Here is a 12,824-nt window from a genome sequence, read left to right on the forward strand (position 1 = left end):
CGAGTTCTGTCGACCACGAAAAAAGGCGCCTCCTTTCAGAAGCGCCTTCCTAAAACAGCTCGATATCTCAGAGGAAGAAATCGCTGTCGTACATTTTGGTCTGGCCCGCGATCTTGATCTGGAAGTCGGCATAACCGTCGCCGTTCACATCGCCTGAGACGATGCCGCCGCTAAAGCGCAACTCGCCCGCCTCGCCCGAAAAGCCTTTCGAACCGATGAAATCGAAGGACTGATTGCCGCCGAAGGTCGTATCCGCGTCGATCGACCGGAGATCGATATAATCGTCTTCTGCGCGGCTGAAGTCCAAGATGATGTCGCGGCTGCTGTTTGCCTTGGAGTCTGCGATCGAGGTGAACACGAACATATCGGCGCCCGATCCACCATAGAGATGGTCGTTGCCGGATCCGCCGTAAAGCTTGTCGTTGCCGCTGCCGCCGTAGAGGTCGTCGTTACCGGCGCCGCCGTAGAGCGTGTCATTACCGCCCTTGCCGTCGATCAAGTCGTTTCCATCATCGCCCCAAAGCTTGTTTGCGCCTGATGAGCCGTAGATCTTGTCGCTCGCACCGGTCCCGATGGCATTCTCGATGCTGACGAGCGTCTCTTTGTAACTGGTTCCGAGCGTCTGCGCCGAGCCCTTGCCGAGATCGATGGCGACGCCGAGACCGGCCAGATCATCATCCTCGTCCTGCGTCTCATAGCTGATCGTATCGGTCCCCGAGCCACCGTTGAAATAGTTGCGATAGCCGACCGAGAAGAAGGCGTCATTGCCCGTCTCGCCGTAATAGTCGCTGTGATAGGTGGAGACTTCGAAAGAGTCGTTGCCGCTGCCGGCATAGACGACATCATAGAGCTTGCTCGACGTCGAAAATCCTGTTGCGACGTAGCTGTCGTTGCCGGAGCCGAGATCGATCTTGTTGCCGCCTTCGAAGGAATTTCGCACCAAATCGTCGTCAGCGCCTGCATAAACCGTGTTGAAACCACCGTATTTGCCGACAAGGTTGAGGAAGATCCGGTCATCGCCGCCATAGGTGTAGACGGTAAGATCAGAATCGTAATCATCCTGGTAGACGGTGTTGTCGTAATCGTTGCCGTAGAATGTGGGCATCCGTTTCCTCCGGTCCGCTCCTGGCATGAGAATCGCCGCGGATTGCTGTGCTTATGCTAGACTACGAATCCTGACGGAATCCGTAATATCCCGTTGTCTGCCATTCAGGTTCGTTAACGCGCAATGGCCGCCTTCGTCATCCCCTCGCTTCGACGCTTTATCTCAATCAGATCAAGTACCACGTTGAAAAATCTTTGCGGAACCTCTTTGATTTCCATGGGTTGGTAGGGCTCACAGGAGATACCGACCATGAAAAAAACAATTCTCACCGCAGCATTTCTCATGACCGCAACGGCAGCTTTCGCGCAGTCGGCTGCAGAAAGCACCGGCGCAAACTCGGTTCTGGGTCGCGCTCCGACCACCGCAGACTTTATCATGCAGGCGTCTGCGAGCGGTATGTACGAGATCGAGTCGAGCAAGCTCGCACTGACCAAGGGCGACGACGCCACCAAGAAATTTGCGCAGCAGATGATTACAGACCATGAAAAGGCTTCTGCCGAACTCAAGGCGCTGATCGACAGCGGCAAGGTCCAGGGCAATCCTGTCACGGCATTGACCGAAGATGACAAGGAAGATGTCGACGAGCTGGCAAAGCTTGAAGGTGCCGATTTCATCGAGGAATATTTCGACGATCAGGTCGAAGCACATGAAGACGCGGTAGACCTCTTCAAGCGCTACGCTGAAGAAGGTGAAAATGCCGATCTGAAGGCCTTTGCCGCGAAGACACTTCCGGCCCTCGAGCATCACTACAAGATGGCACAGGACATGGATAAGTAAGAACTACCCTTCCACAACTGCCATACTCTAAAGAGACAGCCGCCCGATTCGTCGAGGCGGCTTTTTCTGTTGCTTCGCCCTCAGACCCCACTCCCCGGAGGTTCGTTGGAAGCTTACTGAGCAGCGAACCGTCAAACGGATGGTTTTGAAAACGCGAGATAGCGACGCACGAAGGATGCATTGACGTTTCCGTCAGGCCTCAACCGCTGCGTCACGCTTCTTCTTGCCGTCCAGTAACTGAGCGAAGAGTTCGGCCTGTCTTTCGGTTGCTGCTCGGATCGCATTGAGCTGCAAAAGCATGCTGCCAAACGCTGCGACGAGCACAGAGCCGATGAAGGCGGGTGCCGCCCAAGGCAGTGCTGCCAAGAGCGCGAGCAGGGCATAGGACCCCTGCCCGGCGCTGGCAATCAGCGCCACGAGGGCGCAGACCACCAGAACGATCCCGATCCAGCCAATCCACATCAAGACTTTTCCCATCAGTCTCCCCTTAAATTTAAGAGATCCTGACAGAGCGCATTCCATGTTGCAAGGATTGGCCGGCACGAGAAGATATGCCGGAAAGACAACGGAGCGACGTGCGTCACACCCTGCTCTCCTCAGCCCGAGAAAAGCATGATCAACCGATCAAAATGAATGGGATAGAAGTGGTGCCCCCGACAAGGTTCGAACTCGTGACCCCCTGATTACAAATCAGGTGCTCTACCAACTGAGCTACAAGGGCACTTCTGGGGGTGGAATTACCAGATTCTGATTTCGTGTAAAGCGAAAATTCCGTTGATCGCGATAAACACTTTCGAGAAACGAGATACTCGTGGTCTACCCGCAGCCGGAATGGCTGACGAAGTACCGACGCTGCACGGAAGCGGCTTGTTCGTCCTGTCGTTTCTCCTATAGCTACCTGCTGGAAGCCGTATGTTGACGATGCGGTGTTTCAGACTTGTATTCCCTGGGCGCATGTCCGCGTCACACCAAAGGCCTTCCCATGTCGATCGCGACCGAAAAGCTCGCATTCATCGCCTCAACGGCACCCGATGCCGAGGCAGCGTTTGACGAGCTGACCCGGCTTTATGGAAACGTTCCCCTGGTGGAGGCCGACGTGGTCGTGGCCTTGGGTGGTGACGGTCTCATGCTGCAAACGCTGCACGAGACCATGCATATCGGCAAAAGGGTCTACGGCATGAACCGAGGCTCGGTCGGCTTTCTGATGAACGATTTCGAAAAGGTCGATCTTCCCGACCGAATCGCGCGTGCCGTCGAAAACGAGTTTCACCCGCTAAAGATGACGGCGACCGATGCCTGGGGTGCGATATCCCACTCGCTCGCGATCAACGAGGTCTACCTGTTCCGCCAATCCTATCAGGCCGCGAAGCTGAAGGTGGTGGTCGATGGGCACACAAGGCTGGAGGAACTGATCTGCGACGGCCTGATGGTCGCGACGCCTGCCGGCTCCACCGCCTACAATCTGTCGGCGCACGGGCCGATCCTGCCGCTGGAGGCGCCGCTTCTGGCGATGACGCCCGTCAGTGCGTTTCGTCCGCGTCGCTGGCGCGGTGCGCTTTTGCCAAACCGTGTCTGCGTCGACATCGAGATTCTTGAGCCGGAAAAGCGACCGGTCAACGCGGTCGCCGACAATACCGAGGTGAAATCCGTCATCCATATCCGCATCGCGCAATCAACTGAACTGACGGCACGGCTTCTATCGGATCCCGACCATTCCTGGTCTGACCGGATCTTGGCCGAGCAGTTCAACGACTGACAACCACCCCATGAAACGCAAACGGCCGGATCGCGAGATCCGGCCGTTTGTGATTCGTGATGCGTCCAAACCTTACTCGGCTTCGGCGCCAAGATCGGGCTTGCCGCTGATGCGGTGTGCGAGGGCTGCTTCCATGAACTCGTTGAGTTCGCCGTCGAGAACGTCGCTGGGTGCCGTGCTTTCGACACCGGTGCGCAGGTCCTTCACCAGCTGGTATGGCTGCAGAACGTAGGAGCGGATCTGGTGGCCCCAGCCGATGTCGCTCTTCGAAGCGGCTTCCGCATTGGCGGCCGCTTCGCGCTTCATCAGTTCCGCTTCATACATACGGGCGCGTAGCATGTCCCACGCCTTGGCGCGGTTCTTGTGCTGCGAGCGTTCCTGCTGGCAGGCGACAACAATACCGGACGGAATGTGCGTGATACGCACGGCCGAGTCGGTGGTGTTGACGTGCTGCCCGCCGGCACCCGACGAACGATAGGTGTCGATGCGGCAATCGCTCTCGTTGATCTCGATGTTGATCGAGTCGTCGACCACAGGATAGACCCAGATCGACGAGAACGACGTGTGGCGGCGTGCCGCGCTGTCGTAGGGCGAAATGCGCACCAGGCGATGGACGCCCGACTCGGTCTTCAACCAGCCGAACGCATTGTGTCCCTTGACGAGTATAGTCGCGGACTTGATGCCGGCCTCTTCGCCATCGTGCACTTCCAAGAGCTCGACCTTGTAGCCCTGGCGCTCGGCCCAGCGGGTGTACATCCGCAGCAGAATGTTCGCCCAGTCCTGGCTTTCCGTGCCACCGGCACCGGAATGCACTTCGACATAGGTATCGTTGCTGTCTGCCTCGCCCGAAAGCATCGCTTCCACCTGACGGCGGTTGGCTTCAGTGCGCAACGTCTTCAGCGCTTCCTCGGCCTCTTTAACGATCGAGTCGTCGCCCTCGTCTTCCCCCATCGCGATGAGTTCGACATTGTCGTTGAGCTGCTGATCGAGCGCTCGCACGCCGTTGATGCTGTCATCCAGCTGCTGACGCTCGCGCATCAGCTTCTGCGCTTCGGAGGCGTCGTTCCAGAGGTTTGGATCCTCTGCCTTGTTGTTCAACCAGTCCAGTCGTCTTACCGCCTGGTCCCAGTCAAAGATGCCTCCTCAGCAGGCTTATGGCCTGCTTGATTTCGTCGGTTACGTTGATGATTTCCGCGCGCATGGCGTAATGCTTCTCTCGTCTTTTCGTTGTTGACCGAAGTTGCGGTGGACATAGTTGCGCCGGCCCCGGAAGTAAACCCCGGGCCGGCGCGTCGATGTCCTAGAGGACGTCAGTATGAGGATCAAAACAGGCCGGAGGCACCGGACGTGATGGCCTGCTGTGCCTGTGGCGAGGAGTCCAGGATCTGGTCCTGCGTCATGTATTCGCCGCCACCGATGACCTGGAAGACGTCGGCCGGGCCGGTTCCGGGCTTGAAGGCTTCGGTGATCGTATCCGGCTCGCCTTCCATGGCCATCATGCCCGTCTTGCGGTTGACAGCGACGAACTGCATGCCTTCCGGCACCAGGAATTTTTCAGCCGGCATATGCTTTGCCGCCGCTTCGATAAACTGACCAAAGATGGGCGCAGCAAGTCCGCCCCCCGTGCTGCCACGTCCGAGCGGAGCCGGTGTGTCGAAGCCGATATAAAGGCCGGCCACGATGTTCGGCGTGAAGCCGACGAACCAGGCGTCCTTCTCGTCATTGGTCGTTCCGGTCTTTCCGGCGACCGGGCGGTCGGTCAGATGGATCTTGCCGGCCGCGCTGCCGCGCTGCACGACGCCTTCCATCATCGAGGTGATCTGGTAGGCGGTCATCGGATCGAGAACCTGCTCGCGGTTGTCGGCCAGAACCGGCTCTTCCTGGTTCGCCCAACTGTTGGCATTGCAGCCTTCGCAGGTGCGCTCTTCATGGCGGAAAATGGTCTTGCCGTAACGATCCTGGATGCGGTCGATCACGGTCGGCTTGATCTGCTTGCCGCCGTTGGCGATGACCGCATAGGCCGACACCATCCGCATCACGGTCGTTTCGCCGGAACCGAGCGACATGGCGAGAACCGGCAGCATCTTGTCGTAGATGCCGAAGCGTTCCGCATATTCGGCGACCAGTTCCATGCCCATGTCCTGCGCCAGGCGGACAGTCATCTGGTTGCGCGACTTTTCGATACCGGTGCGCAGCGTTGCCGGGCCGTTGCCGTCCTTGTCGCCGTAGTTGGAGGGGCGCCAGACCTGGCCGCCGGTGACAATCTCGATCGGCGCGTCAAGCACAACCGATGCCGGGGTGTAGCCGTTGTCGAGCGCTGCAGAATAGACGAAGGGCTTGAACGACGAACCCGGCTGACGCATCGCCTGGGTGGCGCGGTTGAATTCCGACTGTGCATAGGAGAAGCCGCCGACCATGGCGAGAACGCGGCCGGTATTCGGGTCCATCGCGACAAAGCCGCCCTGTACCTTCGGAGGCTGACGCAGCCGGAAGGTCTTGGCTTCTTCATTGATCGGCTCGACATAGACGACGTCGCCCGGGCTCAGCACGCCATCGGGACCTTTCGCCGTCCGGCGAGAACCCTTGGCGTCGCGATAGGCCCATTTCATGGCGTCCGCGGGGATCGTTCCCGTCACGCGCTCTTCGGTCACCTTGCCGCCACCATCGGCAGCGGGACGCAGACCGATCTCGGCGGACTTGGCGGACGCGCTGATCACGACGGCAAGCTGCCATTCCGGGACATCGCGCAGGTCAGGCGCCTTGCCGTCGGTGATCGCCTTGGCAAGCGAGACACCCCAATCGGGTGAAATGTCGACCGTGGTCACCGGGCCCTGAAAACCGCGGCGTTCGTCGTAATCAAGAAGCCCGTTCTGCAGCGCGGCGCGCGCAGCAAGCTGAAGCTCGGGATTGATCGAGGTGCGGACGGACAGGCCACCTTCATAGAGCGACTTGTCGCCATAACGGCCAATGATCTGGCGACGCACCTCTTCGGAGAAATAGTCGGACGCGAACAGGTGCGTACCACTCCGGCGCTGCTTGACACCAAGCGGCTGGGTCTTGGCATCGTCGGCGTCCATCTGGGTAATGTAGCCGTTTTCGGCCATGCGATCGACAACCCAGTTGCGGCGATCAAGCGCTGCCTGCTGATGGCGGAACGGATGATAGTTGTTGGGGCCCTTCGGCAGCGCCGCGAGATAGGCTGCTTCCGCCGTCGTCAGTTCCGTCACCGACTTGTCGAAATAGGTCAGCGCCGCACCGGCGATGCCATAGGAGTTAAGGCCGAAGAAGATCTCGTTGAGGTAGAGCTCGAGGATCTTGTCCTTCGAGTAGGCCTGTTCGATGCGGAACGACAGGATCGCTTCCTTGACCTTGCGGTCCATCGTCTGGTCTGCCGACAGAAGGAAGTTCTTTGCCACCTGCTGGGTGATCGTAGACGCACCTTCCGGACGACGGCCTGAACCGAAGTTCTGGAGATTGTTCACAACCGCGCGGCCAAGGCCGAAGATATCGACGCCGGGGTGGTTGTAGAAATTCTTGTCTTCAGCAGACAGGAAGGCCGCCTTGACCCGGTCGGGGATAGCCTGGATGGGGAGGAACAAGCGACGCTCGCGCGCATATTCCGTGACCAGTGCACCGTTGCCGGCGTGGACACGCGTGGCAACCGGAGGCTCATAGGCAGCAAGGACCGCATAATCGGGCAAATCCTTGGATACACCATTCAAATAGATGGCAACCGCTGCAGCAACGCCCAGAAAAAGGACGCAGGCCATTCCAAAGAAGTATCCAATCAATCTGATCATGTCGAAGCTACCGTTCGGCTTTCGGGTTGCTGCGCAAGGCGCAACATCGCATGGTTCTCGGCGTTTTGCACGGTGATTACGCCAGCGCAAGGCGTCGAGGATAAAAGGCGCGTTATCCGCCCTGCCTCGTGCAGCAGGGTGTAACCGTCTGAATGTGCGTAAAATAGGGCTTCAACCAAGGTATTTCCGCAACTTAGCTTGTATACGGGGATATTCCCGGGCCGTTGTTGCACGTCAGCCACGCCGCATGCGACGCAGCACTCCCCTCACCCGCCGTTGGCGACAGAGTGACCGCGATACCGATCGACGGCTGCGGCAATCAGGTCTGCGATCCGGTTGCGCCAGTTCTGATCAAGCAGAAGTTTTTCGTCTTCCTGATTGGACAGAAAACCCAGCTCGAGCAGGACGGAGGGAATATCCGGCGCCCGCAGCACCTGGAAGCTTGCCTGCCGATGCGGGTTGTTGATGAGCCCGATCTGCCCCTCGAACGACTTGACGACATTGTCCGCCATGGCGATCGAGAAGGCCTGGGTCTCGCGCCGCGTCAGGTCGAGAAGGATATCCGCCACGTCCGACGGTCCGTTCTGAATGCTGTAGCCGGCGAGCTGGTCAGAAAAGTTTTCTCGCGCCGCAAGGTTCTCCGCCATCCGGTCCGATGCCTTGTCGGAGAGGGTATAGACGGTGGCACCGCGGATATCCTTTTGCGTCAGCGTATCGGCGTGAAGGGATATGAAAAGGTCGGCGCGATGTTCCCGCGCCGTCGCCACCCGCTCGGACAGCGAGAGAAACGTGTCGTCGTCACGCGTCAGAAATGCCTTCACGCCGGATAGCCGGTTCAGGCGCTCGGCAAGCGTCTTTGCGAAATCGAGGGTGATGACCTTTTCCTGCGTCTTCGTCGTCAACGCAGTCGCGCCGGCATCAATCCCGCCATGGCCTGCATCAACCGCAACGGTGAAAACGCCGTCGTCGGCCATCAGTGGCGTCGGCTCCGAGTCAGTTTGCGTCGTGGCGCGCCAGTCCTGGCCTTTCAGGAGAACGGCAAACTCTTCCTTCGAGACGACCTCGGCATCGAGGACGAGACGCCAGACGCCGTTCTCCCCCGGCCGAACATCCGCTGTCGAGAGCTTCACTGGCCGGTTGGTGGTCAGCACGATCCGGGCGCTCTGTTCATCCATGGTGCCGAAGCGGATATCCTTGAACAGACCGCGCGGCGATAGATCTTCGGGTGGAAAACCGAAGGCGGTCGCCGAGAGGTCGACAATGACGCGTTCGGGGCCGCCCACATAGTGCACGGAAAACTCAGGCTTCGATTCGAAGTCGATGACAATGCGGCTGCGTGCCGCGTCGCCGGCAATGCGGGCTCCGAATGCGAGGATCGGCTTCGTGGTTGCCGCCATCGCAGGCGCCAACGCTGCCCCAGCCAGCAACATGACCAAACCAAAAGCGATTCGCCTTACAACACCGGTTGCACCGGTCGCGAAATCGTATCTGGACGTCTCATGTGATACACGCAACGCACCCGTCGGTTTGCCCACCCTCACATAAGTCCCCTAACCTGACTTCGCACATTCGGAATGCAGCAACGGCAGCCGCTGCAGCCGCATGTTTTTAACATAGCAATTTCATGCAGATCGTATGCGAATCATCTCGTCCGCCCGTTGTTTTTGCATAGAATGGCAATTCGATCGACAATATGGCAAAGGCGGCTTTTCCCTTGCTATTGTGACAGATAAACCATACAACGCGAGCGAAGGTTGAAGTGTTGACGGGATAGTCTGCCGATAGGCTGCCAGCTGATAATGATCTGGCGCCATGGACCGACAGACATCCGCCGTCGCTACGCTTCATCCTGATACACGATCCGCCCGGCGGTGGCCGGAAACATATCGGGTGGCATGCCACCCACCGCTCCATCGAGCAAATCTCATTGGAGCAAATTCATCGGGCCCCGTTTGGGGCCTATGGTAAAGTCATTCTCGTTTGGTTTTTGATGGCGCGGCACAATTTTCAGAACCGGGAGAGATCAGGGACGCCTTTGGCTCCGTCTTCTTTCCGGTTGCCCGCACAATCCCACCCGACGGGATCCTTTTTATCCGGCGGAACGACCATTTCGCATGACAAGCCTGTTGTCGGGGAAATCCTCGCGGCAGGCTTTTGTGCATTTGCTCGGCGCCGAGGAGCAGAATTTACATGGCAGACAAAATGCTTATCGACGCGTCTCACGAAGAGGAGACGCGGGTAGTCGTTGTACGCGGCAACCGTATCGAGGAATTCGATTTTGAATCGGAACACAAGAAACAGATCCGGGGCAATATCTATCTGGCCAAAGTGACGCGCGTTGAGCCGTCGCTGCAGGCCGCGTTCGTCGATTACGGTGGCAACCGCCACGGCTTCCTGGCTTTTGCGGAAATCCACCCCGATTACTACCAGATCCCGCTGGCTGACCGGCAGGCGCTGATGCAGCAGGAAGCTGAAGATCAGCGCCGCATTGCGGAAGCCGATTCGGCGGATCCTGGCGATCCGGTGGTCGATCTCTCCCAGCAGGACCAGCCGGATGTCGGCATCGTCCCTGTCAACGCCGTAGAAGAACCGGTTGAAGCTGCAGTTGAAGACGCCCCGGCTGCCGAGGACGCACCGGTTGCAGATGTGGTCGAGAAGAAGGCCAAGCCGAAGCGCACCCGCTCGCGCAAGAAGGTTGTCGAGCCGACTGCGGAAGATGCGCCAGCTACTGAAACTGTCTCCGAAGAAGAAGCGCCCTCCTCCGACGAAAACCCGTCTTCCGACGACGAGGGTTCAAAGCCCGGCGAGATGGCCGCAATGGTCGACACCGATTCGATTTCCGAGGATGCCGGTGGGCGTGGCGGTAACGAAGATGACGATGATGGTGACGACGACGATCACCACGAAAAGGAAGAGATCGAATCCGTTGGCGCCGAAGACGCCATGGAAGAGGTTCCGGATCGCATCCAGCGCAAGCCGCGCAAGCAGTATCGCATCCAGGAAGTCATCAAGCGTCGCCAGATCCTGCTCGTGCAGGTCGCCAAGGAAGAGCGCGGCAACAAGGGCGCAGCTCTCACAACCTATCTGTCGCTCGCAGGCCGCTACTCGGTTCTGATGCCGAACACGGCACGTGGCGGCGGCATTTCCCGCAAGATCACCCAGCCGACGGACCGCAAGCGTCTGAAGGAAGTCGCTCGCGAGCTCGACGTGCCGCAGGGCATGGGCGTGATCCTGCGCACCGCCGGTGCCAACCGCACCCGCGTCGAAATCAAGCGCGACTTCGAGTATCTGATGCGCCTCTGGGAGAACGTCCGTACGCTGACGCTCGCCTCGACAGCACCTTGCCTCGTTTACGAGGAAGGTTCGCTGATCAAGCGCTCGATCCGCGACCTCTATAATAAAGACATCAACGAGGTCATCGTCTCCGGCGAAGAAGGCTATCGTGAAGCGAAAGACTTCATGAAGATGCTGATGCCGAGCCATGCCAAGGTGGTTCAGCCCTACCGCGACCTTCACCCGATCTTTTCCCGTTCGGGCATCGAGGCACAGCTCGACCGCATGCTGCAGCCGCAGGTGACGCTGAAGTCCGGTGGCTATCTCATCATCAACCAGACCGAAGCTTTGGTTGCAGTCGACGTGAACTCCGGTCGTTCGACCCGCGAACATTCGATCGAAGACACAGCACTCCAGACGAACCTTGAAGCTGCCGAAGAAGTTGCCCGCCAGCTCCGCCTGCGCGACCTTGCCGGTCTGATCGTCATCGACTTCATCGACATGGAAGAAAAGCGCAACAACCGCGCTGTCGAGAAGAAGCTGAAGGATTGCCTCAAGAACGACCGCGCCCGCATCCAGGTCGGCCGTATCTCGCATTTCGGCCTGCTCGAAATGTCGCGCCAGCGTATCCGCGCATCGGTTCTCGAATCGACCACGCAGATCTGCTCGCACTGCGGCGGCACAGGTCATGTGCGCTCGCAGTCGTCGGTTGCGCTGCATGTTCTGCGCGGCGTCGAGGAATACCTGCTTAAGAACACCACGCACGACATCACCGTGCGGACCACGCCTGACATCGCGCTCTTCCTGCTCAACCATAAGCGCGGCAGCGTTGTGGATTACGAGAACCGCTTCGGTGTGTCGATCTTCATCGAATCCGACGTCACCATCGGCTCCAACCATTTCGCGATCGATCGCGGCGAAGCCGTCGAGAACCCGGTCAAGATCGAAAGCCTGATGCAGTTTGCGGCGATCCCCGTTGAAGACGAGGACGACGACATCATCATCGAGGTTGATGAAGAGGAAGAAGACGAGGAGATCGTCGCTGCCGCGCCTGCCGCCAAGCAGGACCGCGAGCGGACCGAAGGCGATGATCAGAACGGCCGCAAGCGCAAGCGTCGCCGGCGTCGTCGCAACCGCAACGGCGAGAAGAATGGCGAAGGCCAGACGCTCGACGCGGCAAGCGATGCCGAATCGGGTGCCGATGACGAAGACGATGAAGACGGCGACGAGAACGAAGCAGTTGCTGCCGACGGAACTGCGCCTGTCGCAGACGGCGACGACTCGGATGAGAACTCGCGCCGCAAGCGCCGTCGTCGCGGCAAGCGTGGCGGACGCCGCAACCGGACCGAAGACGGTCAGGAGCTGAACGCGTCCGACGACGAGACCCAAACCGCAGACGCTGGCGACGGTTCCGAAGCCGGTCCGGCCGAGATGGTCGCTGCTGACGCGGGTGCTGATGTCGGTTCTGAAACCGAAGCTGCGCCGGCAGACGTTGCCGCAGCGCCGGTCGAGCCTGCACCCAAACCACGCCGTTCGCGCCGTGGCAAGGCGTCTTCCAAGACGGAAGAGGTTTCTTCCGAAGTTGAGGCTGTTGCCGAAGCTGAGGCCGTCGTCGAGGCTGCTACCGAAGCTCCGGCACCTGCCCCGGTCGAACTTCCGGTGGAAGCTCCGGTCGCAGCGATCGTCGAACAGGTCGATGCAGCCCTTGGCGAACAGACACCTGCCGAGGCCCCTGAAGCTACGCCGGCCGCTGAAGCCTCACCTGTCGCAGAAGCCCCGCAGGCCGAAGAAGCCGCGCCGGTCGCAGAGCCTGCTCCACAGGCTGTCGCTGCCGATGATGCGGACGAATCGAAGCCTGCCCGCGCGAACCGCGCCTCCAACATCTCTTCGTCCAGCGAAGCGGTGGTGAAGAGCTCCGATCCTGCCAAGGCAGCGACCGAGAGCGACGGCGATCCGGCCAAGCCCAAAAAGGGCGGCTGGTGGCAGAAGCGCGGCTTCTTTTGAGCCGTAACCCATCCTAGAAATCGAAACGGCCGCGTCTGACGCGGCCGTTTTTTTGTCTGCGGCATGTCCTCAGAAAATGATTCAAGTCGCTTGCTGATTGATTCCGGAA

8 protein-coding genes and 1 tRNA gene are annotated in these 12,824 nt (G+C 59.3%); 3 read left to right on the top strand and 6 right to left on the bottom strand.

Annotation, left to right across the window (positions count from 1 at the left end):
- Window positions 1-67: 67 nt before the first annotated feature.
- A complete protein-coding gene (locus ASG19_RS00110; protein WP_062453177.1) occupies window positions 68-1,105 on the bottom strand; it encodes a calcium-binding protein in 1,038 nt (345 codons plus the stop codon).
- A gap of 249 nt (window positions 1,106-1,354) precedes the next feature.
- On the opposite strand from ASG19_RS00110, the gene ASG19_RS00115 reads away from it, so the two are divergent.
- Window positions 1,355-1,882: a DUF4142 domain-containing protein gene (locus ASG19_RS00115; RefSeq protein WP_062453178.1), complete on the top strand. Its 528-nt coding sequence runs from the start codon at window positions 1,355-1,357 to the stop codon at window positions 1,880-1,882.
- Window positions 1,883-2,074: 192 nt separating this feature from the next.
- On the opposite strand, the gene ASG19_RS00120 is transcribed toward ASG19_RS00115, so the two are convergent.
- Window positions 2,075-2,359: a hypothetical protein gene (locus ASG19_RS00120; RefSeq protein ID WP_156466378.1), complete on the bottom strand. Its 285-nt coding sequence runs from the start codon at window positions 2,357-2,359 to the stop codon at window positions 2,075-2,077.
- Between the two features lie 168 nt (window positions 2,360-2,527).
- Window positions 2,528-2,603 (bottom strand) — tRNA-Thr (locus ASG19_RS00125).
- A 261-nt stretch (window positions 2,604-2,864) separates the two neighbouring features.
- On the opposite strand from ASG19_RS00125, the gene ASG19_RS00130 reads away from it, so the two are divergent.
- Complete coding sequence (locus tag ASG19_RS00130) at window positions 2,865-3,638, top strand: NAD kinase (RefSeq protein ID WP_062453180.1); 774 nt, start codon at window positions 2,865-2,867, stop codon at window positions 3,636-3,638.
- A 72-nt stretch (window positions 3,639-3,710) separates the two neighbouring features.
- Here the strand turns inward: ASG19_RS00130 and prfB are convergent.
- The 3 genes from prfB to ASG19_RS00145 form a co-directional block, all read right to left on the bottom strand.
- A protein-coding gene (gene prfB, locus ASG19_RS00135; protein ID WP_113469309.1) for a peptide chain release factor 2 occupies window positions 3,711-4,839 on the bottom strand; the annotation gives its coding sequence in 2 pieces (ribosomal slippage) (window positions 3,711-4,769 and window positions 4,771-4,839; 1,128 coding nt in all).
- Between the two features lie 121 nt (window positions 4,840-4,960).
- On the bottom strand, window positions 4,961-7,438 hold the full coding sequence (locus ASG19_RS00140; RefSeq protein WP_062453182.1) for a penicillin-binding protein 1A: 2,478 nt from the start codon (window positions 7,436-7,438) through the stop codon (window positions 4,961-4,963).
- A gap of 266 nt (window positions 7,439-7,704) precedes the next feature.
- Entirely contained in the window at window positions 7,705-8,868 is a 1,164-nt protein-coding gene (locus tag ASG19_RS00145; protein ID WP_062453183.1) for an N-acetylmuramoyl-L-alanine amidase, read from the bottom strand.
- A gap of 760 nt (window positions 8,869-9,628) precedes the next feature.
- On the opposite strand from ASG19_RS00145, the gene ASG19_RS00150 reads away from it, so the two are divergent.
- Entirely contained in the window at window positions 9,629-12,715 is a 3,087-nt protein-coding gene (locus tag ASG19_RS00150; protein ID WP_062453184.1) for a ribonuclease E/G, read from the top strand.
- Window positions 12,716-12,824 lie beyond the last annotated feature (109 nt).

The organism is Rhizobium sp. Leaf306, from assembly GCF_001423425.1.
GTDB lineage: Bacteria > Pseudomonadota > Alphaproteobacteria > Rhizobiales > Rhizobiaceae > Neorhizobium > Neorhizobium soli.